Source organism: Burkholderia sp. BCC1208, assembly GCF_902833095.1.
In the GTDB taxonomy this organism is placed as follows: Bacteria; Pseudomonadota; Gammaproteobacteria; order Burkholderiales; family Burkholderiaceae; genus Burkholderia.
In genome coordinates, this window is record NZ_CADFDY010000009.1 from 285,006 (window position 1) to 307,190 (window position 22,185).

The window sequence follows — 22,185 nt, forward strand, 5'->3', positions numbered from 1 at the left end:
CAGCGATGAACTGCATGCTCAAACCGGTCGGCGAACAGACGATCGTAATCACCGGCGCGACCAGCGGCATCGGTCTCGTCACCGCGCGCAAGGCGGCACGACGCGGCGCGAAGCTCGTGCTGTTCGCGCGCAACGAGGAAGCGCTGAACACGCTGTGCGAGGAAATCCGCCAGCACGGCGGCCTCGCGGTGCCGGTCGCCGGCGACGTCGGCAATATCGAGGACCTACAGCGCGCGGCCGCGAAGGCGGCCGACACGTACGGCGGCTTCGACACCTGGGTCAACAATGCGGGCGTGTCGATCTTCGGCACGGCCGCCGCGGTGCCGCTCGAGGATCAGCGCCGGCTGTTCGACACCAACTACTGGGGCGTCGTGCACGGCTCGCTCGTCGCGGCCGACCATTTCCGGCGCAAGAGCGATTTCCACGGCGGCGCGATCATCAACATGGGCAGCGAGGCGTCCGACGCGCCGGTGCCGCTGCAAAGCGCGTATGTCGCGTCGAAACACGCGGTGAAGGGCTTCACCGATTCGCTGCGGCTCGAGATGGAGGCGGATCACCTGCCGGTGTCCGTCACGCTGATCAAGCCGGCCGCGATCGACACGATGTTCGTGATGCACGCGAAGAACTACATGAACGTCGAGGCGAAGCTGCCGCCGCCGATCTACGACCCCGATCTGGTGGCCGACGCGATCCTGTTCGCGGCCGCGCACGCGCGCCGCACGCTGTTCGTCGGCGGTGCCGCCAAGTTCACGTCGGCGAGCGCGTACCACGCGCCTCGCCTGTTCGATCGCGTCGCGGCCACGCTGTTCTCGCGCGGCCAGCGCACGGTGCGTCCGGCGCGGCCGCGCGACGACAACGCACTGTACGACTCGCGCCACGCGCTGCACGAGCGCGAAGGCATGGAGGGGCCGGTGCTGCGCAGCTGTGCGTACAACACGGTGGTGCAGCGGCCCAAGGTCGCCGGCGCGGTCGCGCTGGGCGCGGCGGCGGTGGTGTTTGCCGCGTTCGCGCGGTCGCGCCGCTCGTCCGCGTGATTTCATCGATTTTCCAAGGAGGCTTTCATGACATCCCGACAACATACGGGCCACGAATACAGCCACTCGCGCGCGCACGAAGGCGAGCGCACGCAGCAGGACCACGACAAGGGCGGGCACCAGACCGGGCACGGCAAGCCGCCGAGCCCGGTCGACGTGCAGAAGGCGCTGAAGGGAATGGACTACCCCGCCAGCAAGTCCGACGTCGTGCAGTGCGCGGAACGCTCGCATGCGGACCGCCAGGTGCTCGACATGCTGCGCAAGATTCCCGAGCGCGAATACGACACGCCGGCGTCGGTATCGAAGGAACTCGGGCGGCTGATGTAAGCGCCGCCCCGTTGCGTCGCGCGCGCGAGCGCGCGGCGCACCCATCATGAGGAGCACGACCATGGCGATGATCGTCGCAGGCCGTTTCACGACGTTCGATGAAGCGGAAGGTGGGGCGCGTCACCTTTACGAGCGCGCGTTCGGGCCCGACGACGTGTCGATCTTCTTCCTGAACCCGGGCGGCCAGCATGCGCGCTTCCCGATCGGCGGCGACGTATATGCCGACACGGCGGCGAAGCCGGGCGGCCGGGGCGCGATGATCGGCGCGATCCGCGGGTTGCTGATCGGCGTCGTCATCGGTTTGATCGTGTACGCCGTCGGCTTGCGCTACTGGTTCGTGCCGGCCGCGGGCGCGCTGGCCGGCGCGTATCTCGGCGCCTTCGGCGGCGCGCTCGGCCGGATGCGCGGCCAGCAGGCCGAAGGCAAGGGCACGCTTGCGCAGAGCGAAACGGGCGTGATCCTCGCCGCGCGCGTGACGCCCGACACCGCGACGGCCGCGGAAGACGTGCTGCGTGCGACCGGAGCGAAGTCGATCGAGCGCGTCGAAGGCGAATGGCAGGACGGCGAATGGCGCGACTTCGATCCGGTGCGCCGGCCGGACGAAGCCGAATCCGGCGGCCCGCACTGAATACGCCCTTTTTTCCAAACGCTTGCAACGCCAGCCGTCGAAACACGGCGGCCGCGTGCGGGCCGGCGTGCGGCCCACGCGGCACGCCGCTTGCGCAGCCTCGGCGGCATCCGTTCAAGGAGGAACCCATGACCACCCCACAGACGCCGCCGCCGCAGAAACAGGCGCATCAGCCGGGCACCGAGCGCGACATGCATCCGAAGCCGCGCGACGAAGCGGCCGACTACGTCGGCAGCGGCAAGCTCGCCGGCAAGGTCGCGCTGGTGACGGGCGGCGACAGCGGGATCGGCCGCGCCGTCGCGGTCGGTTTCGCGAAGGAAGGCGCGGACGTCGCGATCGTCTACCTGAAGGAATCCGACGATGCCGCGCATACGAAGCAACTGATCGAGCAGGCCGGCCGGCGCTGCGAGGCGATCGCATGCGACGTCGGCGATCGCCGGCAGGCGCGCGACGCGGTCGCCCGCACGGTCGAACGGCTCGGCCGCCTCGACGTGCTCGTGAACAACGCGGGCGAGCAGCACCCGCAGCCGGGCATCGAGGACGTGTCCGAGGAACAGCTCGAGCGCACGTTCCGCACGAACGTGTACGGGATGTTCTTCTGCACGCAGGCCGCGCTGCCGCACATGAAGCAGGGCGGACGCATCGTCAACACGGCCTCGGTCACCGCCTATCACGGCAGCCCGAAACTGCCCGACTACTCGGCGACCAAGGGCGCGATCGTCGCGTTCACGCGGTCGCTGTCGATCGAGCTGGCCGAACGCGACATCCGCGTGAACGCGGTCGCGCCGGGGCCGATCTGGACGCCGCTGATTCCGTCGACGTTCACGCCCGAACAGGTCGAGAAATTCGGCTCGAACGTGCCGCTCAAGCGGCCGGGGCAACCGGACGAACTGATCGACTGCTACGTGCTGCTCGCGTCGGACGGCGCGAGCTACATGACCGGGCAGACGCTGCATCCGAACGGCGGCTCGATCGTCGGCGGCTGACGGCCGCGCTCACGCAAATACAAGGAGAAAGCAGATGAGACAACCCAACTGGACCATTGCGGCGCTCGCCGCCGGCGTGCTCGCCGTGTCGGGCCTCGCCCGCGCGCAGATGCCGAGCGAGCCGCCCGCGTCGAATTCGCATGTGCCGGGCGGCGTGATCAATCCGTCGTCGGGCGCGGGCGGCGCGGGTGACCCCGGCATCGCGAAAGCGCCGAAGGGCGCCGACGCGGAGTTCGTCGACAAGGCCGCGATGGCCGGCAAGGCGGAAGTGCAGGCAAGCCAGCTAGCGCTGAAGCAGGCGCAGTCGGCGGACGTGCGCGCTTTCGCGAAACGGATGGTCGCCGATCACGGCAAGGCGAACGCGAAGCTCGAGGAAATCGCCGCGCGCAAGGGCATGAAGCCGCAGGTCGACCAGATCTCGGACCCCGACGTCGAGGCGCTGCGCGGCAAGAGCGGGCACGACTTCGACACCGCGTATCTCGCGGCGGCCGGCCCCGATGCGCACAAGAAGGCGGTCGCGTTGTTCGAGGACGAAGCCCGCGACGGCAAGGACGCGCAACTGCGCGCGTTCGCCAAGTCCACGCTGCCGACGCTCAAGCATCACCTGAGCATGGCGGAGACGGTTGCACGCAAGGTGGGCGCGCAATAGTGCGTGCCCGGTTCACCTCCGGGCCGCACGTGCGGCCCGCTTTTTCGGAGAAGCAGTCATGGCCCAACGGCAATCGAAGCACGAAGGTATCCTCGAACTGCTCTGCCAGGCATACGAGACCGAGCTTGGCGGCGCGCAGATCTACGAGGCCGCACTCCAGTGCGCGACCGACGAGGACCTGCACAAGGAATGGGAGAAATACCACCGCGAGACGCTGCATCACCAGGAGGTGCTGCGCAAGGTATTCGAAACGCTCGGCCTCGATCCCGATGCGCAATCGCCGGGGCGCGCCGCGGTAGCGGCCACCGGCAAGTCGCTGGTGCAGGTGATCGAGCAGGCGAGGAAGCAGGCCGACCCGGCGGTCGCGCAGGTGGTGGCGGCCGAGTGCGTGGTGCTGGCCGAAACCAAGGATCACCTGAACTGGGAACTGATCGGCTACGCGGCCGACCAGTTGCCCGACAGTGACGCCGCGAAGGCGCTGAAGGCCGCGCACGACGAGGTCGAGGCCGACGAGGATCATCACCTGTATCACACGCGTGGCTGGGCGCGCGAGATGTGGATCGAGTCGATGGGCTTCAAGGCGGTGCTGCCGCCGCCGGAGGAAGTGAAGAAGGTGGAATCCGCCGCCGATGCGGCACGTGCCGAGCGCTCGCGCGGCAAGATGATGTAACGCCCGGGCGGGCGGCGTCGCGCGTGGCGCGGCGCCCGCCTGCTCGTCATGAAGGTTGCGTACGCAACTTACTGTACCCGGCCGTATCGATCCCTCACGTCAGCGCGTCGACGATCATCGTCACCACCGACGCCGCCATCAGCACCACCGCCAGCCAGCCGAACAGTTTCGATACCGGGCCGCTCCCGGGCTGGCCGGCAGCGTCGCGCTTCCCCGACAGCAACATCACGAGCACGAGCATCGGCACCGCGGCCACGCCGTTGAGCACGGCGCTCCAGTACAACGCCCGGATCGGGTCGATCGGGCTGAAGCAGATCGCGATGCCGACGATCACGCACAGCGCCAGCACCGTGTAGAAGGCGGGCGCGCGCCGCACGGGCTCGTTCAGCCCTTCGCGGAACCGCCAGGCTTCCGCGCAACCGTAGGCGGCGCTGCCCGCGAACGCGGGAATCGCGAGCAGGCCGCAGCCGACGATGCCGAACGCGAACACCAGGAACGCAGCTTCGCCGGCGATCGGCCGCAGCGCCTCGGCGGCCTGCGCGGTGCTGCCGATGTCGTGCCGGCCGTGCGCGAAGAAAACGGCCGCGCCGATCACCATGATGCAGAACGACACCGCGTTGGTGACGACCATGCCGGTCCACGTATCGACCGTGACGCGCTGCTCGGTCTCGCGGCGCGTGTCGCGTTCGCCGTCCTGTTGCTCGGCCGTGGTTTGCTCGACTTCGAGCGCGGCCTGCCACACGAACAGGTACGGGCTCAGCGTCGTGCCGAGCACGGCGACCGCGGTGGTCGCATACGCATGCGTGAACGCGATCTGCGGCAGCACGATCGCATGCAGCACGTTGCCCCAGTCGACGTGCACGAAGCCGAGTTCGAGCACGTACGCGATCAGGCCAAGCGTCATCCATTTCAGCCAGCGCGCGTAGCGCTCGTATGACAGCATCACCTGCAACGCGAGCGATGCGATCCCGTAGACCGGCGCATACCAGTAGCTGCGGCCGCCGACGACGAGCGCTGTCGCATCGCCCATCGCCGCAAGATCGGCGCCGACGTTCACGACGTTGACGATCACGACCATCACGATCAGCGTCTTCGCGACGCGATCGGAAAAGTGTTCGCGAATGCCGGCCACGAGACCTTCGCGATTGCGTCGCCCGATGAACGCCGCCGCGAGCTGCACGGCGACCATCATCGGCAGCGTGACGACGATCATCCACAGCATGTTGAAACCGAACTGGCTGCCGGCCTGCGCGTAGACGGCGACGTTGCTCGGATCGGCGTCCGACGCGCCCGCGAGCAGGCCGGGGCCGAGCCGCCGATACCACGGTTTCGCGGCGGGCGGCGGCGCCCCGGCCGCCGCCCGCGCGTCTTCGCCCAGTCGGCTCATCCGGCATCCCCGTGCGACGGGTGCCCGCCGCCGTGGCGTCGCTCGCGCGCGAGGCGCGACGCGGTGCGCAGCGCGTCGACCAGCGTGCGGTACGCGTGTTCGCGGGAATCGGCGCCGCGCGTGCGCAGCACGTACGACGGATGATAGGTGGCGACGACGAGCCGGCCGTCGTCGGTGCGCACCGGCGCGCGCGTGCGCTCGAGCGTCGCGTCGTTGTCCTGCAGCACCGCGCGCAACGCCGTCGCGCCGAGCGCGACCACCACGCGCGGCTGTACGGTTTCCAGTTCGCGTTCGAGCCAGTAGCGGCACGCGGCCACTTCGCGCTGCGCGGGCGTCTTGTGCAGCCGCCGCTTGCCGCGCGGTTCCCATTTGAAGTGCTTGACCGCGTTCGTCAGGTAGACGTGCGAGCGTTCGATTCCGGCTTCGTCGAGCGCGCGGTCCAGCATGCGGCCGGCCGCACCGACGAACGGCATGCCCGCGCGGTCTTCCTGGTCGCCCGGCTGCTCGCCGACCAGCATGATCGTCGCGTCGACCGGCCCTGCGCCCGGCACCGGCTGCGTCGCGTGTTCCCACAGCGCGCAGCGGCGGCACGCGTCGAGCGTGCGCGGGGCCTCGTCGTCGGGCGGCGAAGCCGGAGGGGCGGGCGCTTTGCGGGTCATGCGGCGCCTCCGGCGCAGGCCGACGCAGCAGCGCGCCGCGATCGGGCGGAACGCTTCGGCAATCGCGTGGTCGCACGCGCAGAGGGAGGCAATCGGGCCGATTGAAGCCGCATCGCACGCATGAAGGACTCCGGAGTCGACGATACGAACGAGACAGCAACCGGCATGCCGCATGCGGTCGGTATGGGCGCGCGCCTTGCGTGGCAAGCCCGGCCAACGACAGGAGAAGCAGATGCAACCCGACCCCGGCGACGATCCCGCCGCCGACGACGTGCTGCTGTGGCGCGCGCCCGACAGCGTGCCGCGCCGCCAGCGCCGCGTGCTGGTCGTCGACGACTATCGCGATGCGGCGGATGCGCTGCGCCTGCTGCTCGAGGCGCGCGGCTTCGAGTGCCGGGTCGCCGACGATCCGTTCGCCGTGTGCGACGTCGCGCGCGACTGGCAGCCGTTCGCGGTCGTGCTCGATATCGCGATGCCGGGCCTCGACGGACTGGAACTCGCGACGCGGCTGCGCGGCGATCCGCAGACATCGGACATGCTGCTGGTCGCGTGCAGCGGGCTGGCGTCGCGGCGGGATCGCGAACAGGCGAAGGAAGCCGGCTTCGATGCGCATTGCGCGAAGCCGCTGACGCCGCACCGCCTGCTGGGCTACCTCGAATCGGCGAGCGGCGGTGCGGTGACGCCGGACGAGGACGTTACACGACCCTTGTAAAAAGGCCGGCGGCGCGCAGGGCGCGGCCGGTCAGGCGACGGTGCGCGGCGCGGCACGGGCGCTCGACCGCCCCGCCGCGACGGCCAGCGCGCTGGCGAGCACGAGCAGCGCGGCGCTGAACGCGAAGGTCGCACGGTAGCCGTGCAGGTCGAACAGCAGGCCGCCCGTCGTCGCGCCGAGCGTGATCGCCAGTTGCACGACCGCCACCATCAGCCCGCCGCCGGCCTCCGCGTCGCGCGGCAACGTGCGCGCGAGCCAGGTCCACCAGCCTACCGGCGCCGCCGTACCGAGCAGGCCCCACAGCGCGAGCAGGCACGCGGTTGCCGCCGTCGACGCGCCGAAGCCCGTCAACGCGAGCGCGATCGCGGCCATCAGCAGCGGCGTGGCGACGAGTGCCCGGTACAGCCCGTATTTCAGGACGCCGCCGATCAGCGCCGTGCCCGCGACACCCGCGATGCCGATCCCGAGCAGCATCAGCGACAGCGCGGTCGTGCCGGCATGCGTGACGGTTTCGAGAAACGGGCGCAGGTAGGTGAACAGCGCGAACTGTCCCATGAAGAACACGCCCACCGCGGCCATGCCGACCGCGACCGGCGGCCGGGCCAGCAGCGTCGCCGCACCGACCCGCGTGCGCTGCGGCGCCGAGGGCATCGACGGCAGGCTGACGAGCTTCCAGCCGAGCGCGAGGGCGGCCACCGGCACGACGCAGAAGAATGCCCAGCGCCAGCCGACGATCGCGCCGAGGAAGCTGCCGAGCGGCGCGGCCACGACGGTCGCGAGCGCGTTGCCGCCATTCACGATCGCGAGCGCGCGCGGTACCTGCCGGTCCGGCACGAGGCGCATCGCGGTCGCGGCGGACATCGACCAGAAACCGCCGATCGCCACGCCGATCAGCGCGCGGCCGGCGATGAACGCCGCATAGTTCGGCGCGAACGCGACGACCGTGCCGGACACGATCGTCAGCAGCGTCAGCGACAGCAGCACGCGCTTGCGATCGCAGCGCCCGGCGAGCGACGCGATCAGCAGGCTCGTCACGAGCGCGAACGCGCCCGATACGGAGATCGCCTGGCCGGCCTGACCTTCGCTGACGTGCAGGTCGCCCGCGATCGGCGTGAGCAGGCTGACCGGCATGAATTCGGAGGCGACCAGCGCGAACGCGCCGAGCGACATCGCAAGGACGGCGCCCCATGCGGCGGTATGGCCGGCTGCGGCGCCGCGCTCGGGAGTGGAAACGGAGGGCATGACGGGAATCGATGCGGAAGGCGTCGGTCGTGCGCTCAGTCGCAATGCGCGGCCGTGTCGCGGCCGGCCAGATGCGTGCTCGCGTCGTCGTTGCGCGCGGCCTGCACCTTCACGGCGGCGGCCTGTGCGTCGTCGACCCACGTGCGCGGATTCATGCGGGCGGGATTGAAACCGGCCGATGCGTAGCGAACCATGTCCTCGCGGACCTGGTCGCGCGTGAGGCCAGGCGCGGATTGCGCGAGCAGCGGGGCGGAGCCGACCAGCGCGGCGACGGCGGTAACGAGGGGGAAAACGCGGATTTTCATGGCGTGTGGTTCCGAAAGGGGCGGCGTGTCGGCTGGGAGCGCGACGCGACGCGATGGGTCGATGGCTTCGCAGTCTAGCGAGCCGTCCGGCATCGATTAAGTAGCTCGCCGCGCTTGGACTTATTAGCCACGCCGATGAATTGGCGCGGGCGGTGCTAGGATTGACGTTCGTCCCGACCGGAGCCTGCCGACATGGCGCGCGAAAATTTCAACGACCTGCTCGTCTTTCTCGCGGTGGCCCGCGATCGCAGCTTCACGCGCGCGGCCGCGCGGCTCGGCGTGTCGCAATCGGCGCTGAGCCAGACCGTGCGCGATCTGGAAACGCGGCTTGGCGTGCGGCTGCTGGCGCGCACGACGCGCAGCGTGTCGACGACCGAGGCCGGCGAGGCGCTGTTCCAGGCGGTGGCGCCGCGCATCGACGAGATCTCGGCGCAACTGGCCGCGCTGTCCGATTTCAGGGACAAGCCGGCCGGCGTGGTGCGCATCACGGCCACCGAGCATCCGATCGACACGGTCGTCTGGCCGAAGCTCAGGAACGTGCTGCCCGACTATCCGGACATTCGCGTCGAGCTGTCGGTCGACTACGGGCTGTCGAACATCGTCGAGGAGCGCTACGACATCGGCGTGCGGTACGGCGACCAGGTGGCGCAGGACATGATCGCGGTGCGGATCAGCCCGGACATCCCGATGGCGATGGTCGCCGCGCCGTCCTATCTCGACGGCCGCAAGCCGCCGAGGAAGCCGCAGGATCTGCTCGACCACGACTGCGTCACGCTGCGGCTCGCGACCGCGAAGGGTATCTATGCGTGGGAATTGAAGAAGGGCAAGAACGCCATCCAGGCGCGCGTGAACGGCCGGATCACCTGCAATACGCAGCCACACATGGTGCAGGCGGCGCTCGACGGTTTCGGCATCGCGTTCGTCGCCGAGGATGTCGCGCACGCGCATCTGCGCAGCGGCGCGCTGCGCATCGTGATGCCGGACTGGTGCCCGGTGTTTCCGGGCTACCACGCGTACTATCCGAGCCGCCGCCAGGCGTCGCGCGCGTTTTCGGTCGTGATCGACGCGCTGCGGCACCGGCCGTAGCGCGCGGCGTTCGCCGCCGCGGCGCGGGCAAAAAAACGCCCCGCGGGCGGGGCGTGTCGAACCGATGCGCCGGCGAACCGGCGCCGCGTCATGGTGCGGTCAATGGCGGCCGCGCGTGCGCGGATCGTCGAGGTCTTCGGTCGGGTCGGTCAGCCCGAGCTCGTCGCCGGCACTCCAGTACGGGGTGCTGCCGTAGAACTCGTGCAGCGGCTCGGCCCATTGCGGATCGGCCATCGCCGGCCAATGGTCCTTGTCGAACCCCGGCGCGTTGCGAATCCGTTCCGACGATACCGACAGCAGGAAGCACTTGCGTTCGGTGTCGAGCGTCAGCGCGCTCCACGGAATCGCGTGGAGCTTGTCGCCGATGCCGAGGATGCCGCCGCTCGACAGCACCGCATACGCGATGCGGCCGGAGCGCACGTCGAGCATGATGTCCTTGATCTTGCCGACATCGTCGCCGTCCGTCGTATAGACCTTGTCGCCTTCCAGCGTATCGGCCGCCATCACGTCGGGGCCGGGGCCGGCCGCCGTCGCGGCGCCCTTGCCGATGATGCGGGTCTGACCTTGATCGGGAGTCTGCATGGTTTCCTCCAGGCTGCGTGGGGCGCGACCGTGCCCGGGGCGGGCCCTGCGGGTCGCGCGGGGTTGTCGAGGCGGGGCGGAAATCGCTCCGTCACGTCTGCTTCGGTTGCGACACGCCTTCCAGCGTGTTCGCCACGTCGTCGCGCTCGGGGCTGGCCGTGCGCGTCGCGATGTCGGCGAGCGACAGCATGCCGACCAATCGCTTGTCGTGATCGACGACGGGCAGCCGGCGCAGTTGCGCATCGGCCATGTAGTGCTGGATCTCGTCCAGCGAATCGTCGTCGAAGCACCATTCGATCGGGCCGGACGCGACCTCGTGGACCCGCGTCTCCGGCGGTTTGCCGGCCGAGATCGCGCGCACCGCGAGATCGCGGTCCGTCACCATCCCGATCAGCCGGTTGTTGTCGCACACGGGCAGCGCGCCGATGTCGTAGCGCTCCATCAGTTGGGCGGCGTGACGGATCGAGTCGGTCGGGGCGATCCGCACGACGTCCTGCGACATGATTTCGTTGACGCGATGCATGAAATTCTCCTTGGCGGTGGGTGAAGCAATGTGCCGATGCGGCCGCTCCGTCTCCAGCAAACCGCATGCCGTGCGCGGGCCGTCCTTGTCATTCGTCGTCGCGTTTGCGCTTGTCCTGCCACGGCCCGTCGTCGTGCGTCCCGGGCGGCGTGTCGGGCTCGATGCGCGTGACGCCGCCGGTCGCGGGCGGGTCGCTCGCCGGAAACGTGTCTTCGAGCTGCTTGTCGATATGACGCTCCGAGTGGCGCGTGTGCGTGCGGTCCTGATGCTTCAGCGGCGGTTGCGGATCGGGCTGCCGCTCGTGCGCCGGTGCGTCGTGGCCGTGCCGGGTCGAATCCTTCATGGCGGTGCTCCGTATCGGGGACGATGAGCCCGCTCTGCCGCAACCTGCGTTCCCGGCCCCCGCGCGCGGCACGCGACTTGCCGCCGCAGCGGCGATGACCACGACGACGACCATGACGACACGGCGCAGCAGGGTTGCCTGCTGCGCGCACATCGAGCAGGAGGCACGACGATGATTCCGAAACGACGACCAGGAGTGCGCTACGAGATCAACGTATGCGGCGGCGGATTCGATTCGGTGAAGAGCCATTTCGATACGTGGAAGCACGAACCGCTGATCTACCGGCCCGAGCGCCGGATGTTCGAAGGCAAGGCCGACGTGCGGCGGCTCGGCGACGAGACGTTCGGCGCGACCGAGCCGGCGCGCTTCGCGCTGCAGTGCGCGTGCGAGCCGTCCGATCCGTACGCGCTCGCCGCGCGCGTGCGGGACGACGGCCGCGAGCTGTGGCTGGTGATGGCGGCGTACGACGCATAGCGGTGCGCTTGCAAGTTTTGCAGCGAGCGGTGTAGCGAATGCATGGCGAAGGCATGGCGCTTCGTCCGCGGCCGCGCGGCGGCGCGGCGACTCCGTGTAAGGGCGATACGAACGGACGGCACGCGGTTTGCGAATCATTCGGTACGCGCCCGGCGCGCCGATATCGACCCGAACCCCGCAACGATGGAATGCCGATGACCCACGAACCCGTGCAATGGCTGCAACGGCCCGAACCGCCGATCCCCGACATCGAGCCGGACCCCGAGCCGCCCGATCCCGACGACGTACCGCCGGACATGCCCGAACCGTACCGGGAACCGGAGGGCGATCCGCCCGGGCATGCGCCGCCGGAACGCGATCCGCCGTCGCCGGAGCCGCCGGTGCGTGCCGGCTTGGCGGGGCCGGTGCGCGCAAGGCCGCGAACGAAAACGGAGGTGCTGCAATGAGCATTCGCGTGAACCCCGGCATGCTGCGCGACCTCGCCGAGACGTTCGGCCGCCATTTCGAGGCGCGCGAGATAGCGTTCCATGTGGAGGAACAGCCGCCCGGTGCGCTGCATATCGGTTTTCGCGTCGACGGCCATCCGGCGTCGCTGACCGTCACGTTCGACCCCGACGCCTTCGCCGCGCTCGAACGGGCCGACGTCGAACGGCAGCGCGGCACGCTCACGCGCGTCGCGGCCGAATTCGACGCGATGATGGCGCGCCGCGCACCGACCGCTTACGCGGGCGATTTCCATTTCAACCGGCTCTGAACGGTGCCGCCGCGGCGTGGCCCCGAGCCGTCGACTCCAGGGAGGGATTCGATGAACACGATCCAGACGATACGGGTGGGCGCCTGTGCGTTCGCCGCTGCGTGCGCGCTGGGCGCATGCACGCAACCGACCAGCGGCCCCTACGGCGCGCATCCGGCGCCGCCCGCGCCGCCCGACGGCCGTGGCGCGCAGTCGACCACGACGATGCCGGATGCGAATACGCGCTACGACCCGCGTCCGTCGCCGGGCAATACGATGCCGCCGGGCGCGACCGTCGGCGAACCGGTCGACGTGCCGCCGCCGGGGCCGAATGGCACGCAGGGCGACCAGCCGCTGCCGGGCACGCCGCCGCCGATGCAGTACTGACACGACGCGTTGCGGCGACGCGTCGCGGCGTTGCGGCACGGGCAACGCCGCACCGCGATGCCGCGGGAGGAATGCGATGGCGAATCAGCACGAACATCTGGAGGACTGGCTGCGCGATGCGTACGCGATGGAGCGCCAGGCCGAGATGATGATCGACGCGCAGATGAAGCGGGTCGGGCACTATCCGCAATTGCAGGATCGGCTTCGGCTGCATCTCGACGAGACGCTCGCGCAGCAGGCGCTCGTCGAAGCGTGCCTGATGCGGCTCGGTACGTCGCCGTCGGCGACCAAGGATCTCGCCGCGCGTGTCGCCGCGTACGGTCAGATCGCGAGCGGCATGCTGGCGGACGACGAAGTCGTGAAGACCGCGTTGGCCGGTTATGCGTTCGAGCAACTCGAAATCGCCGCGTACACGGCGCTCGTCGCGGCGGCGCACGCGGCCGGCGAGGAAGAGATCCGTGCGTGTTGCGAGCGGATCCTGCAGCAGGAGCGCGACATGGCCGCATGGTTGCTGCGCCATCTGCCCGAGTTGACGACCGCCTTTCTCGATCGTTCGGCCGGTCGACCGCATCGATGCGAAGCGGTGACGGGGCACTCCCCGAGCGAAATGCGTGCCCCAAACTTCCCCCGGCTTGTAAAAAAGCGGCCTCGGCGTCCGGCAAAATGGGGTGCGAACTCCCGAGAGCCGCGACATATCGCGCTTCGCGCGACTGGCACGGAAGCTGCATCACGTTCGGCAGAAGACATACCGCGAACCGAACCGTCAGGAGGCTTTCGATGCCCGTCTCGCTTGCGCTGCAGATGCGACAGCATCTGGCACTTACGCCGAGGCTTCAGCAGTCGCTGCGGCTGCTGCAGTTGTCCTCGCTCGAGTTTCAACAGGAATTGCGTCAGGCGCTCGACATGAACCCGTTTCTCGAAGACGGCCAGGGCGACGAGGAAACGGCTGCCGAGGCCCCCGAGCAACCGACCGAAGCGGCCGCGCCCGAAGCGGCGCCCGAGCGCGACGAAATCCGCCCGCCGGATGGCGAGGTGCCGTTTACCGCCGCGCCCGCGCCGCGCGGCACGAGCCGCCAGGGCGAGGACGGAGACGGCCTGTCGCCGGGCGAATGGATGGCCGCCGAGCCGTCGCTGCATCAGCAATTGCACGATGCACTCCGGCTCTATCCCCTCAACAAGCGCGACCGCGAAGCCGCGCGCCTCGTGATCGATGCGCTGGACGACGACGGCTACCTGCGTCAGGAGCTTCCCGAACTCCTGGTCGCCGCCGATCCGGCGTGGCTGCTGTCGGAGCAGGATCTCGCGGTCGCGCTGCGGCTCGTGCAGATGCTCGACCGGCCCGGGATCGCCGCCCGTTCGTTGTCCGAATGCCTGGTGTTGCAGCTCGATGCGATTCCGGCCGGCACGCCGGCGCTCGCGGAAGCGAAAGCGATCGCGCGCGAGCATCTGGAACGTCTTGCGCGCCGCGAGACGGCCGAGATCCAGCGGCGCCTCGGCTGCAACCAGCAGACGCTGCACGCGGCCTGCGCGCTGGTGCGCGGGCTGGACCCGCGCCCCGGCAATCACTACGGCAGCACGCGCGGCGATTACGTGGTGCCCGACGTGATCGTGCGCCAGGTGCGCGACGAGTGGATCGTCACGATCAATCCGGCCGTGCTGCCGCGTGCACGCTTGCACGAGCGCTACGCGACGCTGTTCGCGCAGTCGAGCGGCGAGCGCGATTCGCCGCTCGGCCAGCAGTTGCAGGAGGCGCGCTGGCTGATCCGCAACGTGCAGAAGCGCTTCGACACGATCCAGCGCGTGGGCGAATGCATCGTCGCGCGGCAGCGCGATTTCTTCCGCTACGGCGAGATCGCGATGAAGCCGCTCGTGCTGCGCGACATCGCGGAAGAGCTCGACCTGCACGAATCGACCGTCTCGCGCGCGACCGGCAACAAGTACATGGCCACGCCGCACGGCACGTTCGAGTTCAAGCATTTCTTCCCGCGCAAGCTCGAGGCGGCCGGCAAGGGCGTGTGTTCGGCGTCGGCCGCGAAGGTACTGATCCGCGACATGATCGCGGCCGAGCGGCATACCGATCCGCTGTCCGACGTCGCGCTCGCGGAGAACCTCGCGGGCCGCGGCATTCTTCTTGCGCGTCGCACGGTGACGAAGTATCGCCAGGCGATGAAGATTCCGCCGGCCGACTTGCGGCGTCGCGACGCCGCGTGACGGCCCGATTGTCCCAACCCGCGCGTGCCGCGCATGGCGTCGGCGCGCGCGCCAACGAGAGGAGCGCAACCATGCCAGCCAAATCCCAGGCCCAGCAGCGCGCCGCGGGGGCCGCGCTATCGGCCAAGCGCGGCGACACGAAAGTGAAGGATCTCAAGCCGCCGGCGAAATCGATGGCCAAGTCGATGAGCGAGAAAGAGCTCGAGAAAATGGCGTCCACATCCGCGCACGGCAAACCGAAACACAAGCACGATGCGTGACCGGCGCCGACGTTTAGTGACGACTGCTGTCATCCAGGAGGGTTCCATGCTTCGATACGCCATCATTTTCTTCGTCATCGCGATCATTGCCGCCGTGTTCGGCTTCGGCGGCATCGCCGCGGGCGCGGCCGAGATCGCGAAGATCCTGTTCTACATCTTCGTCGTGATCTTCCTGGTCACGCTGCTGCTGGGCGTCGTCCGACGATGAGCGTGACGCCCGACCGGTCGGAGCGCGTGAAGGAGCTCGAGCACGCGTTCGCGATCGGTTTTCCGTCGCAGTCGACCGTCGTCGTGCAGCCGGACGACGCATCGGGTCGGCTGACGATCCACGTGTCGTGGGTGCGCGTGCCGTCCGACGAGGACGCGCGCGAATGGCGCTGCACGGTCGACATGCGGTTCGATGCGGACGTGATCGAACGCTACGCGTTGCTCGATGACGCCGACCGGCTGCGCGTGCGCACGCAGCTATGCGACCGCGCGCGGCGCGCGGTGGACGAGCACAAGCCGCGCATCGAGGATGCCGCGATCGAATGCAACGTGGCGCTCGACGTGACGCGCACCCAATTCGACGCGGCGCTGCGCGCGCCCTGACGCCGCGGCCGGCCCGCGGTCGTTCGCGGCGCGCCGGGCCGGCTTTCCCTGCCGTCCGCACGCGTCGCGCCGCGGCGCGTCGCCGTGCGGCGGCTTCCTATCGAATGCCACGAGGACACCTAGCGATGACGAATCCCCCATCCGCCGGCAAGACCCCGCCGACGCAACCGCACGACAGCGTGAAGTCGCGCCAGCTCGAGGAGAACCGTGCGCGGCCCGACGGCGAGGCGCTGCGCACCAACCAGGGCGTGCGGATCGCCGACAACCAGAACACGCTGCGAGGCGGCGCGCGCGGCCCGTCGCTGCTCGAAGACTTCATCATGCGCGAGAAGATCACGCATTTCGATCACGAGCGCATTCCGGAGCGCGTGGTGCATGCGCGCGGGTCGGCCGCCCACGGCGTGTTCCGCGTGTACGAGCCGATGGCCGACTACACGAAGGCCGCGTTCCTGCAGGACCCGGCCGCCGAAACGCCGGTGTACGTGCGTTTCTCGACCGTGCAGGGGCCGCGCGGCTCGTCCGACACCGTGCGCGACGTGCGCGGCTTCGCGGTGAAGTTCTATACCGAGGAAGGCAACTACGACCTCGTCGGCAACAACATGCCGGTGTTCTTCATCCAGGACGCGATCAAGTTCCCCGACTTCGTGCACGCGGTGAAGCCGGAAGCGCCGAACGAGATGCCGACCGGCGCATCGGCGCACGACACGTTCTGGGATTTCGTGTCGCTGGTGCCGGAAACGACGCACACGGTGCTGTGGCTGATGTCGGACCGCGCGTTGCCGGCGAGCTATCGCGCGATGGACGGCTTCGGCGTGCACACGTTCCGCTTCGTGAACGCGGCCGGCGTCGAGCGTTTCGTGAAATTCCACTGGCGGCCCGTGAGCGGCGCGTATTCGCTGCTGTGGGACGAGGCGCAGCGAATCGCCGGCCACGACCCGGATTTCAATCGGCGCGACCTGTGGACGGCGATTGAGCGCGGCGACTATCCGGAGTTCGAGCTCGGTGTGCAGATGATCGATCCGGCCGACGCGGACAAATTCGACTTCGACCTGCTGGATGCGACCAAGCTCGTGCCGGAAGAGCTCGTGCCGGTGCGGCCGATCGGCCGGATGACGCTGAACCGCAACCCCGACAACTTCTTCGCGGAGACCGAGCAGGTCGCGTTTCACCCGGGCCACGTGGTGCCGGGCATCGACTTCACGAACGACCCGTTGTTGCAGGGGCGGCTGTTCTCGTACACCGATACGCAACTGAGCCGGCTCGGCGGCCCGAATTTCCACGAGATTCCGATCAACCGGCCGGTGTGTCCGTTCGCGAACAACCAGCGCGATGCGCTGCACCGGCAGACGATCAACGTCGGGCAGGCGTCGTACGAGCCGAACTCGACGAGCGGCGGCTGGCCGCGCGAGACGCCGCCCGCGCCGTCCGGCGGCGGTTTCGAGACCGTGCCCGAGCCGCTCGAAGGCAACAAGGTGCGCGTGCGCAGCGAATCGTTCGCGGACCATTTCTCGCAGCCCGCGCTGTTCTATCAGAGCATGACCGAGATCGAGCAGCGGCATATCCGCGACGCGTACTGCTTCGAGCTCGGCAAGGTCACGCAGCCGAAGATTCGCGAGCGGGTGGTCAACGAGATCATCGCGCGCTTCGACGCGGGGCTCGCCGCGCAGGTCGCCGAGCGGCTCGGGCTGCCCGCGCCGCAGGCGGCCGCGACGCCGGCCGTCGCGCAGCGCTCGCCCGCGCTGAGCCTGATCGGCCGCGCGAAGCCCGGCATCCGTTCGCGCAAGATCGCGCTGATTGCGACGCCCGGCGTGAATCAGGTGCTCGTCGAGCAGGTGCGCGACGCGCTGCAGGCCGCGCACGCGGTGCCGACGATCGTCGCGCCGACGCTCGCGCCGATCGGCGGCATCGTGCCGGAGGCGACGCTGGTCGGCATGCCGTCGGTGATGTTCGATGCGGTGTTCGTCTGCGGCGGCGACGGCGACGGGCGCGACCTCGCGCACAGCGCCGACGCCCGCCATTTCGTGCGCGAGGCGTTCAAGCACCTGAAGCCGATCGCGGCCGTCGGGTCGGGGCGGCAACTGCTCAGCGCCGCCCACCTGCCCGATCCGGCCGAAGGCGTGTGCGTCGGGCAGGCGGTCGATCTCGACAAGGTGCTGAACACGTTGTCGGATCACCTCGGCCAGCATCGCGTGTGGGCGCGCGAGCAGCAGGCGGCTGAACTGCCGGCATAGGGCCGGCTGCGGTTTGCGCCGGTCGGCGCGCCTGCCTTTGGGCGGGCGCGCTTTCGGCCAGGGCCTGTTCACGCTAATAACGGGCTTGCGCTGGCCCCCAGAAGGGCCGAGCGCAAGGATTGCGACGAAGCGAATACTCGACGTATTCGCGAGGAGCATGACGCGGCGATCGGCCCTTCTGGGGGCCAGCCCCGCGAATGCATTTTTCTAAACAGGGGAACGTGCCTTTCCGCCCGCATGGCGGCGTCGTTCGTCGTTGCAATAGCAACGGCTATTGCGCCTCCTCTCTTCTTGCCCTGCGGGCGGAAAGGCACGTTCGCAAGCCCGTTATTAGCGTGAACAGGCCCTAGGAGGAACACGCATGGCACCGCGGATGATATGGAAAGGCGCGATCAGCTTCGGGCTCGTGCACGTGCCCGTGCAGTTGTTCCCGGCGACGCGCACGGTGAAGCCGTCGTTCCGGATGCTCGACAAGCGCTCGATGGACCCGATCGGCTATCGGCAGATCAACAAGCGCACCGGCAAGGAGGTCACGCGCGAGGACATCGTGCGCGGCTACGAGTACGAGAAGGAGCGCTACGTCGTGCTCAGCGACGACGAAATCCGCGCGGCGAATCCGGAATCGACGCAGACGGTCGACATCCTGACCTTCGTCGACGAGGACGCCGTGTCGTTTCTCTATCTGGACACGCCTTACTACCTGGTACCCGACCGCAAGGGCGAGAAGGTCTACGCGCTGCTGCGCGACGCGCTGAAGGACAGCGGCAAGATCGGCATCGCGCTCGTGGTGATGCGCGACCGCCAGCATCTGGGCGCGCTGATTCCGGTCGGGCCGATGCTCGCGCTCGATACGCTGCGCTGGCAGGAGGAATTGCGGCCGCTCGCCGAATTGTCGGTGCCGGCCGACGACGCGAAGGGCGCCGGCGTCACCGCGCGCGAACTCGACATGGCGAAGAAGCTGATCGACGACATGTCCGGCAAATGGACGCCCGACGAATATCACGACACGTTCCGCGACGATATCCTCGAACTGGTCGAGCGCAAGGTGCGCGCGGGCAAGATCGAGGAGATCGAGGACCGGCCCGCGCAGACCGGGCGCGCGGCGAGCAACGTGGTCGATCTCACCGAGCTGCTCAAGCGCAGCCTGAAGGGCGGCGCCGGCGCGCGCGCGGCGGATCTGCGCGACGAGCGCGGCGAAGCGGAGGGCGAGGCGTCGTCGTCGCGGGGCGGCGCGCGCCGCAAGCCGGCGGCGAAATCCGCGGCGAAAGGCGCGGCGACGAAAACCGCGGCGAAGCGAACCGCCGCGAAACGCGGCGCGACGAGCGCACCTGCGGCGAAGAAGACCGCCGCGCGCCGCAAGCACGCGGCGTGATGCCGATGACGCCGATTCCGACTCCGATTCCGACGAGGTGACGCGATGGCCGGCAAGCTCGATCCGTACCGCCGCAAGCGCCATTTCGGCGCGACGCCCGAGCCCGAAGGGGCGCACGGGAAACGTCGCGCGAAAGCGCAGACGCAAGCGGACACGAAGCCGAAGGCGAAGCCTGCCGCGCGTGCACGCCATGCGCTGCGCTTCGTGATCCAGGAGCACCACGCGCGACGGCTGCACTACGACTTCCGGCTCGAACTCGACGGCACGCTCAAGTCGTGGGCCGTGCCGAAGGGGCCGAGCTTCGATCCGCGGGTGAAGCGGCTCGCCGTGCACGTCGAGGACCATCCGCTCGAATATGCGTCGTTCGAAGGCGAGATTCCGGCCGGGCATTACGGTGCGGGGTCGGTCGTCGTCTGGGACGAAGGCACGTGGACGCCCGATGGCGGCGTGGCGCACGCGCGCGAAGGCTATCGGGCGGGCAAGCTGACGTTCCGGCTCGACGGCCACAAGCTGCACGGCGGCTGGGCGCTCGTGCGCAGCGGGCGGCAGGAAGGGCGTCAGGAGCAGTGGCTGCTGATCAAGGAGCGCGATGACGACGCGCGCGGCGCCGATGAATTCGACGTCGTCGGCGAGCGGCCGGGAAGCGTGCATGACGGCGCGTCCAACGGCGCGGCGCGCAAGCGCGCGGCGTCTCGCCGCGAATCGGCTGGCGCGGACGGCGATGCACGCGACGCGCGACACGACAACCAGCGTCCCACCGAACCGTCGCAAGTCGAAGGCGCGGTGCGCGCGCCGCTGCCCGAGCGCGTCGCGCCGCAACTCGCGACGCTGGTCGACGCACCGCCGACCCAGGGCGGTTGGTGCTACGAACTGAAGTTCGACGGCTATCGGATCCTGGCGCGTATCGTGGGGAAGGGCGCGCGTCGGCGCGTCACGTTGATGACGCGCGAAGGCCGGGACTGGACCGCGAAGCTGCGCGCGCAGCGCGACGCGCTCGCGGCGCTCGACGTCGACGACGCATGGCTCGACGGCGAGGCCGTCGTGCTCGGCGAAAACGGCCTGCCCGATTTCCAGGCGTTGCAGAACGCGTTCGGCACCGGGCGAGCGGATGCGATCACTTTCTTCGTGTTCGATCTGCCTTATCTCGACGGATACGACCTGCGCGATGCGCCGCTCACGGCCCGCCGAGCGCTGCTCGAACCGCTGCTCGCGAACGGCGACCCGGCGCGCGTGCGCTTTTCGCCCGATCTCGGCGAGGACGTCGCGTCGCTGATCGCGAGCGCCTGCGACACCGGCCTCGAAGGGCTGATCGGCAAGCGTGCGGACTCGCGCTATCGCGCCGGCCGTTCGCCTGCCTGGATCAAGCTCAAGTGCCGGCGCCGGCAGGAGTTCGTGATCGGCGGCTTCACGGAGCCGTCGGGCAGCCGGCACGGCTTCGGTGCGCTGCTGCTCGGCGTGCACGAACCGGCGCCGGCCGGCAAGCGGCGGCGCGGGCCCGGGCCGCTGCGCTACGTCGGCCGTGTCGGCACCGGCTTCGACGCGCGGATGCTCGATCGTCTCGCCGCGATCCTGCGCCGGCACGAACGCGACACGATGCCGTTCGATGCACCGCCGCGCGAACGCACGCGCACGCGCGTGCACTGGGTCGAGCCGATACTCGTCGCCGAATGCGAATTCGCGGAATGGACCGGCGACGGCATCGTGCGGCAGGCCGCATTCATCGCGCTGCGAGAGGACAAGCCGGCGGAGCAGATCGTTCGCGAGATGCCGAAACACATGGAAACGGAGGGGGCGATGGATCAGCATTCGACCACGCAGGACAAGCCGCGGCGTGCGTCGCGCACCGATCGTCACGCGAGTACGGGCACGGCGCGCGGCGCGCGCGCCTCTGCCGACGCCGATACGCTCGGCCGCGTGCGCATCACGCATCCCGAGCGCGTGCTCGACCCGCAAGGCGGCACGCGCAAGATCGATCTCGCGCGGTACTGGCAATGGGTCGCGCCGTGGCTGTTGCCCGACCTGAAAGGGCGGCCCGTCTCGCTCGTGCGCGCACCGGGCGACATCGCCGGCGAACTGTTCTTTCAGAAGCATGCGGAGCGCCGCGAGATTCCGTTCGTCACGCAGCACGAAGGGCTCGATCCGGGCCACGGGCCGCTGCTGTCGCTCGATAGCGTCGATGCGCTGCTCGGCGCGGCGCAGATGGGCACGGTCGAACTGCACACGTGGAACGCGCATGCGTCGAACATCGAGCGACCCGACCGCATCGTGTTCGACCTCGATCCCGACCCGGCGCTGCCGTGGCGCACGATGATCGACGCCGCGCAACTCGTGCGCGGGCTGCTCGACGAACTCGGCCTCGTGTCGTTCTGCAAGACCAGCGGCGGCAAGGGGCTGCACGTCGTCGTGCCGCTCACGCGGCATGCGGGCTGGGACGACGTGAAGGACTTTTCGCGCGCGGTCGCGCAGCACGTCGCCGGCACGCTGCCCGACCGTTTCACCGCGACGATGGGGCCGCGCCACCGGCGCGGCAAGATCTTCGTCGACTACCTGCGCAACGGGCGCGGCGCGAGCACGATCGCCGCGTATTCGGTGCGCGCGCGCCCCGGCATGGGCGTGTCGGTGCCGCTCGACTGGGACGAAGTGCCCGACACGACGGGCGGCGCGCAATGGACGATCGATACGCTGCACGAACGTCTGGACACGTTGAAGCGCGATCCGTGGGACGGCTACGAGAAGGCGCGCCAGCGCATCACCGCGGCGATGCGGGCGCGGCTCGGCGCCGACGCGTGACCG

The 22,185-nt window shown here is 69.4% G+C and carries 26 protein-coding genes and 1 pseudogene; 20 read left to right on the top strand and 7 right to left on the bottom strand.

Annotated elements, in window-relative coordinates; all coding sequences use genetic code 11:
• The first annotated feature begins 5 nt into the window (after positions 1-5).
• The 6 genes from HWX09_RS22720 (at position 6) to HWX09_RS22745 (ending at position 4,294) form a co-directional block, all read left to right on the top strand.
• The gene (locus HWX09_RS22720) at positions 6-1,034 is read left to right on the top strand and encodes an SDR family oxidoreductase (RefSeq protein WP_027786023.1); all 1,029 of its coding nucleotides are present in this window, start codon (positions 6-8) and stop codon (positions 1,032-1,034) included.
• Between the two features lie 27 nt (positions 1,035-1,061).
• The gene (locus tag HWX09_RS22725) at positions 1,062-1,361 is read left to right on the top strand and encodes a DUF2795 domain-containing protein (RefSeq protein ID WP_027786022.1); all 300 of its coding nucleotides are present in this window, start codon (positions 1,062-1,064) and stop codon (positions 1,359-1,361) included.
• Positions 1,362-1,422: 61 nt separating this feature from the next.
• Complete coding sequence (locus HWX09_RS22730) at positions 1,423-1,989, top strand: hypothetical protein (RefSeq protein WP_027786021.1); 567 nt, start codon at positions 1,423-1,425, stop codon at positions 1,987-1,989.
• Positions 1,990-2,117: 128 nt separating this feature from the next.
• A complete protein-coding gene (locus HWX09_RS22735; RefSeq protein ID WP_027786020.1) occupies positions 2,118-2,975 on the top strand; it encodes an SDR family oxidoreductase in 858 nt (285 codons plus the stop codon).
• Positions 2,976-3,009: 34 nt separating this feature from the next.
• Positions 3,010-3,624: a DUF4142 domain-containing protein gene (locus tag HWX09_RS22740; RefSeq protein WP_027786019.1), complete on the top strand. Its 615-nt coding sequence runs from the start codon at positions 3,010-3,012 to the stop codon at positions 3,622-3,624.
• A gap of 58 nt (positions 3,625-3,682) precedes the next feature.
• On the top strand, positions 3,683-4,294 hold the full coding sequence (locus HWX09_RS22745) for a hypothetical protein (RefSeq protein WP_027786018.1): 612 nt from the start codon (positions 3,683-3,685) through the stop codon (positions 4,292-4,294).
• A gap of 94 nt (positions 4,295-4,388) precedes the next feature.
• Here HWX09_RS22745 and HWX09_RS22750 read toward each other — a convergent pair whose 3' ends face one another.
• Together HWX09_RS22750 and HWX09_RS22755 are read right to left on the bottom strand one after the other, a co-directional pair.
• Complete coding sequence (locus tag HWX09_RS22750; RefSeq protein WP_027786017.1) at positions 4,389-5,681, bottom strand: Nramp family divalent metal transporter; 1,293 nt, start codon at positions 5,679-5,681, stop codon at positions 4,389-4,391.
• Positions 5,678-6,340, bottom strand: coding sequence for a UdgX family uracil-DNA binding protein (locus HWX09_RS22755; RefSeq protein ID WP_027786016.1), 663 nt, complete (start codon positions 6,338-6,340; stop codon positions 5,678-5,680). The genes HWX09_RS22750 and HWX09_RS22755 overlap by 4 nt, the downstream gene beginning before the upstream one ends.
• A gap of 232 nt (positions 6,341-6,572) precedes the next feature.
• Here HWX09_RS22755 and HWX09_RS22760 point away from each other — a divergent pair, with 232 nt between their 5' ends.
• Entirely contained in the window at positions 6,573-7,052 is a 480-nt protein-coding gene (locus HWX09_RS22760; RefSeq protein WP_027786015.1) for a response regulator, read from the top strand.
• Positions 7,053-7,082: 30 nt separating this feature from the next.
• Here the strand turns inward: HWX09_RS22760 and HWX09_RS22765 are convergent, their stop codons facing one another.
• Positions 7,083-8,294: an MFS transporter gene (locus HWX09_RS22765; protein WP_027786014.1), complete on the bottom strand. Its 1,212-nt coding sequence runs from the start codon at positions 8,292-8,294 to the stop codon at positions 7,083-7,085.
• 35 nt (positions 8,295-8,329) lie between these two features.
• A complete protein-coding gene (locus tag HWX09_RS22770) occupies positions 8,330-8,599 on the bottom strand; it encodes a DUF4148 domain-containing protein (RefSeq protein WP_027786013.1) in 270 nt (89 codons plus the stop codon).
• A gap of 192 nt (positions 8,600-8,791) precedes the next feature.
• On the opposite strand from HWX09_RS22770, the gene HWX09_RS22775 reads away from it, so the two are divergent.
• Entirely contained in the window at positions 8,792-9,685 is an 894-nt protein-coding gene (locus tag HWX09_RS22775; protein WP_027786012.1) for a LysR family transcriptional regulator, read from the top strand.
• Positions 9,686-9,784: 99 nt separating this feature from the next.
• On the opposite strand, the gene HWX09_RS22780 is transcribed toward HWX09_RS22775, so the two are convergent.
• From HWX09_RS22780 to HWX09_RS22790, 3 genes are all read right to left on the bottom strand, one after another.
• Complete coding sequence (locus HWX09_RS22780; RefSeq protein ID WP_006498342.1) at positions 9,785-10,267, bottom strand: PRC-barrel domain-containing protein; 483 nt, start codon at positions 10,265-10,267, stop codon at positions 9,785-9,787.
• Between the two features lie 91 nt (positions 10,268-10,358).
• Positions 10,359-10,790 (bottom strand): CBS domain-containing protein, encoded by a 432-nt coding sequence (locus HWX09_RS22785; protein WP_027786011.1) that lies wholly within the window; start codon positions 10,788-10,790, stop codon positions 10,359-10,361.
• An 88-nt stretch (positions 10,791-10,878) separates the two neighbouring features.
• A complete protein-coding gene (locus HWX09_RS22790) occupies positions 10,879-11,133 on the bottom strand; it encodes a hypothetical protein (RefSeq protein ID WP_027786010.1) in 255 nt (84 codons plus the stop codon).
• 171 nt (positions 11,134-11,304) lie between these two features.
• On the opposite strand from HWX09_RS22790, the gene HWX09_RS22795 reads away from it, so the two are divergent.
• The 12 genes and pseudogenes from HWX09_RS22795 (at position 11,305) to ligD (ending at position 22,182) form a co-directional block, all read left to right on the top strand.
• Entirely contained in the window at positions 11,305-11,607 is a 303-nt protein-coding gene (locus HWX09_RS22795) for a hypothetical protein (RefSeq protein ID WP_027786009.1), read from the top strand.
• Between the two features lie 188 nt (positions 11,608-11,795).
• Positions 11,796-12,053 (top strand): hypothetical protein, encoded by a 258-nt coding sequence (locus tag HWX09_RS22800; protein ID WP_080681402.1) that lies wholly within the window; start codon positions 11,796-11,798, stop codon positions 12,051-12,053.
• On the top strand, positions 12,050-12,361 hold the full coding sequence (locus HWX09_RS22805; protein WP_027786007.1) for a hypothetical protein: 312 nt from the start codon (positions 12,050-12,052) through the stop codon (positions 12,359-12,361). The genes HWX09_RS22800 and HWX09_RS22805 overlap by 4 nt, the downstream gene beginning before the upstream one ends.
• 51 nt (positions 12,362-12,412) lie before the next feature.
• On the top strand, positions 12,413-12,727 hold the full coding sequence (locus tag HWX09_RS22810; RefSeq protein ID WP_027786006.1) for a hypothetical protein: 315 nt from the start codon (positions 12,413-12,415) through the stop codon (positions 12,725-12,727).
• A gap of 76 nt (positions 12,728-12,803) precedes the next feature.
• A pseudogene (locus HWX09_RS34000) lies at positions 12,804-13,314 on the top strand (DUF892 family protein).
• Positions 13,315-13,504: 190 nt separating this feature from the next.
• The gene (locus tag HWX09_RS22820) at positions 13,505-14,938 is read left to right on the top strand and encodes an RNA polymerase factor sigma-54 (RefSeq protein ID WP_027786005.1); all 1,434 of its coding nucleotides are present in this window, start codon (positions 13,505-13,507) and stop codon (positions 14,936-14,938) included.
• A gap of 71 nt (positions 14,939-15,009) precedes the next feature.
• Positions 15,010-15,198 carry a DUF3008 family protein gene (locus HWX09_RS22825; RefSeq protein ID WP_027786004.1) on the top strand — a complete coding sequence of 63 codons (189 nt, stop codon included), beginning with the start codon at positions 15,010-15,012 and terminating at the stop codon, positions 15,196-15,198.
• Positions 15,199-15,244: 46 nt separating this feature from the next.
• On the top strand, positions 15,245-15,406 hold the full coding sequence (locus tag HWX09_RS22830) for a DUF1328 family protein (protein ID WP_006498332.1): 162 nt from the start codon (positions 15,245-15,247) through the stop codon (positions 15,404-15,406).
• Entirely contained in the window at positions 15,403-15,789 is a 387-nt protein-coding gene (locus tag HWX09_RS22835) for a DUF3022 domain-containing protein (RefSeq protein ID WP_027786003.1), read from the top strand. Before HWX09_RS22830 ends, HWX09_RS22835 begins: the two co-directional genes overlap by 4 nt.
• A 125-nt stretch (positions 15,790-15,914) precedes the next feature.
• Entirely contained in the window at positions 15,915-18,020 is a 2,106-nt protein-coding gene (gene katE / locus HWX09_RS22840; protein WP_027786002.1) for a catalase HPII, read from the top strand.
• Between the two features lie 361 nt (positions 18,021-18,381).
• Positions 18,382-19,392 carry a Ku protein gene (locus HWX09_RS22845; protein ID WP_027786001.1) on the top strand — a complete coding sequence of 337 codons (1,011 nt, stop codon included), beginning with the start codon at positions 18,382-18,384 and terminating at the stop codon, positions 19,390-19,392.
• Between the two features lie 45 nt (positions 19,393-19,437).
• Entirely contained in the window at positions 19,438-22,182 is a 2,745-nt protein-coding gene (gene ligD / locus HWX09_RS22850; RefSeq protein WP_027786000.1) for a DNA ligase D, read from the top strand.
• Positions 22,183-22,185 lie beyond the last annotated feature (3 nt).

Excerpts from the sequence above, each read along its gene's own strand:
- HWX09_RS22770 (WP_027786013.1), bottom strand. The coding sequence starts at position 8,599 with ATGAAAATCCGCGTTTTCCCCCTCGTTACCGCCGTCGCCGCGCTGGTC.
- HWX09_RS22830 (WP_006498332.1), top strand. The coding sequence starts at position 15,245 with ATGCTTCGATACGCCATCATTTTCTTCGTCATCGCGATCATTGCCGCC.
- HWX09_RS22775 (WP_027786012.1), top strand. The coding sequence starts at position 8,792 with ATGGCGCGCGAAAATTTCAACGACCTGCTCGTCTTTCTCGCGGTGGCC.
- HWX09_RS22720 (WP_027786023.1), top strand. The coding sequence starts at position 6 with ATGAACTGCATGCTCAAACCGGTCGGCGAACAGACGATCGTAATCACC.
- HWX09_RS22765 (WP_027786014.1), bottom strand. The coding sequence starts at position 8,294 with ATGCCCTCCGTTTCCACTCCCGAGCGCGGCGCCGCAGCCGGCCATACC.
- HWX09_RS22745 (WP_027786018.1), top strand. The coding sequence starts at position 3,683 with ATGGCCCAACGGCAATCGAAGCACGAAGGTATCCTCGAACTGCTCTGC.
- HWX09_RS22740 (WP_027786019.1), top strand. The coding sequence starts at position 3,010 with ATGAGACAACCCAACTGGACCATTGCGGCGCTCGCCGCCGGCGTGCTC.
- HWX09_RS22760 (WP_027786015.1), top strand. The coding sequence starts at position 6,573 with ATGCAACCCGACCCCGGCGACGATCCCGCCGCCGACGACGTGCTGCTG.
- HWX09_RS22805 (WP_027786007.1), top strand. The coding sequence starts at position 12,050 with ATGAGCATTCGCGTGAACCCCGGCATGCTGCGCGACCTCGCCGAGACG.
- HWX09_RS22750 (WP_027786017.1), bottom strand. The coding sequence starts at position 5,681 with ATGAGCCGACTGGGCGAAGACGCGCGGGCGGCGGCCGGGGCGCCGCCG.
- HWX09_RS22785 (WP_027786011.1), bottom strand. The coding sequence starts at position 10,790 with ATGCATCGCGTCAACGAAATCATGTCGCAGGACGTCGTGCGGATCGCC.
- HWX09_RS22735 (WP_027786020.1), top strand. The coding sequence starts at position 2,118 with ATGACCACCCCACAGACGCCGCCGCCGCAGAAACAGGCGCATCAGCCG.
- HWX09_RS22810 (WP_027786006.1), top strand. The coding sequence starts at position 12,413 with ATGAACACGATCCAGACGATACGGGTGGGCGCCTGTGCGTTCGCCGCT.
- HWX09_RS22800 (WP_080681402.1), top strand. The coding sequence starts at position 11,796 with ATGCCGATGACCCACGAACCCGTGCAATGGCTGCAACGGCCCGAACCG.
- HWX09_RS22725 (WP_027786022.1), top strand. The coding sequence starts at position 1,062 with ATGACATCCCGACAACATACGGGCCACGAATACAGCCACTCGCGCGCG.
- HWX09_RS22790 (WP_027786010.1), bottom strand. The coding sequence starts at position 11,133 with ATGAAGGATTCGACCCGGCACGGCCACGACGCACCGGCGCACGAGCGG.
- HWX09_RS22825 (WP_027786004.1), top strand. The coding sequence starts at position 15,010 with ATGCCAGCCAAATCCCAGGCCCAGCAGCGCGCCGCGGGGGCCGCGCTA.
- HWX09_RS22755 (WP_027786016.1), bottom strand. The coding sequence starts at position 6,340 with ATGACCCGCAAAGCGCCCGCCCCTCCGGCTTCGCCGCCCGACGACGAG.
- HWX09_RS22780 (WP_006498342.1), bottom strand. The coding sequence starts at position 10,267 with ATGCAGACTCCCGATCAAGGTCAGACCCGCATCATCGGCAAGGGCGCC.
- katE (WP_027786002.1), top strand. The coding sequence starts at position 15,915 with ATGACGAATCCCCCATCCGCCGGCAAGACCCCGCCGACGCAACCGCAC.
- HWX09_RS22795 (WP_027786009.1), top strand. The coding sequence starts at position 11,305 with ATGATTCCGAAACGACGACCAGGAGTGCGCTACGAGATCAACGTATGC.
- HWX09_RS22835 (WP_027786003.1), top strand. The coding sequence starts at position 15,403 with ATGAGCGTGACGCCCGACCGGTCGGAGCGCGTGAAGGAGCTCGAGCAC.
- HWX09_RS22820 (WP_027786005.1), top strand. The coding sequence starts at position 13,505 with ATGCCCGTCTCGCTTGCGCTGCAGATGCGACAGCATCTGGCACTTACG.
- ligD (WP_027786000.1), top strand. The coding sequence starts at position 19,438 with ATGGCCGGCAAGCTCGATCCGTACCGCCGCAAGCGCCATTTCGGCGCG.
- HWX09_RS22845 (WP_027786001.1), top strand. The coding sequence starts at position 18,382 with ATGGCACCGCGGATGATATGGAAAGGCGCGATCAGCTTCGGGCTCGTG.
- HWX09_RS22730 (WP_027786021.1), top strand. The coding sequence starts at position 1,423 with ATGGCGATGATCGTCGCAGGCCGTTTCACGACGTTCGATGAAGCGGAA.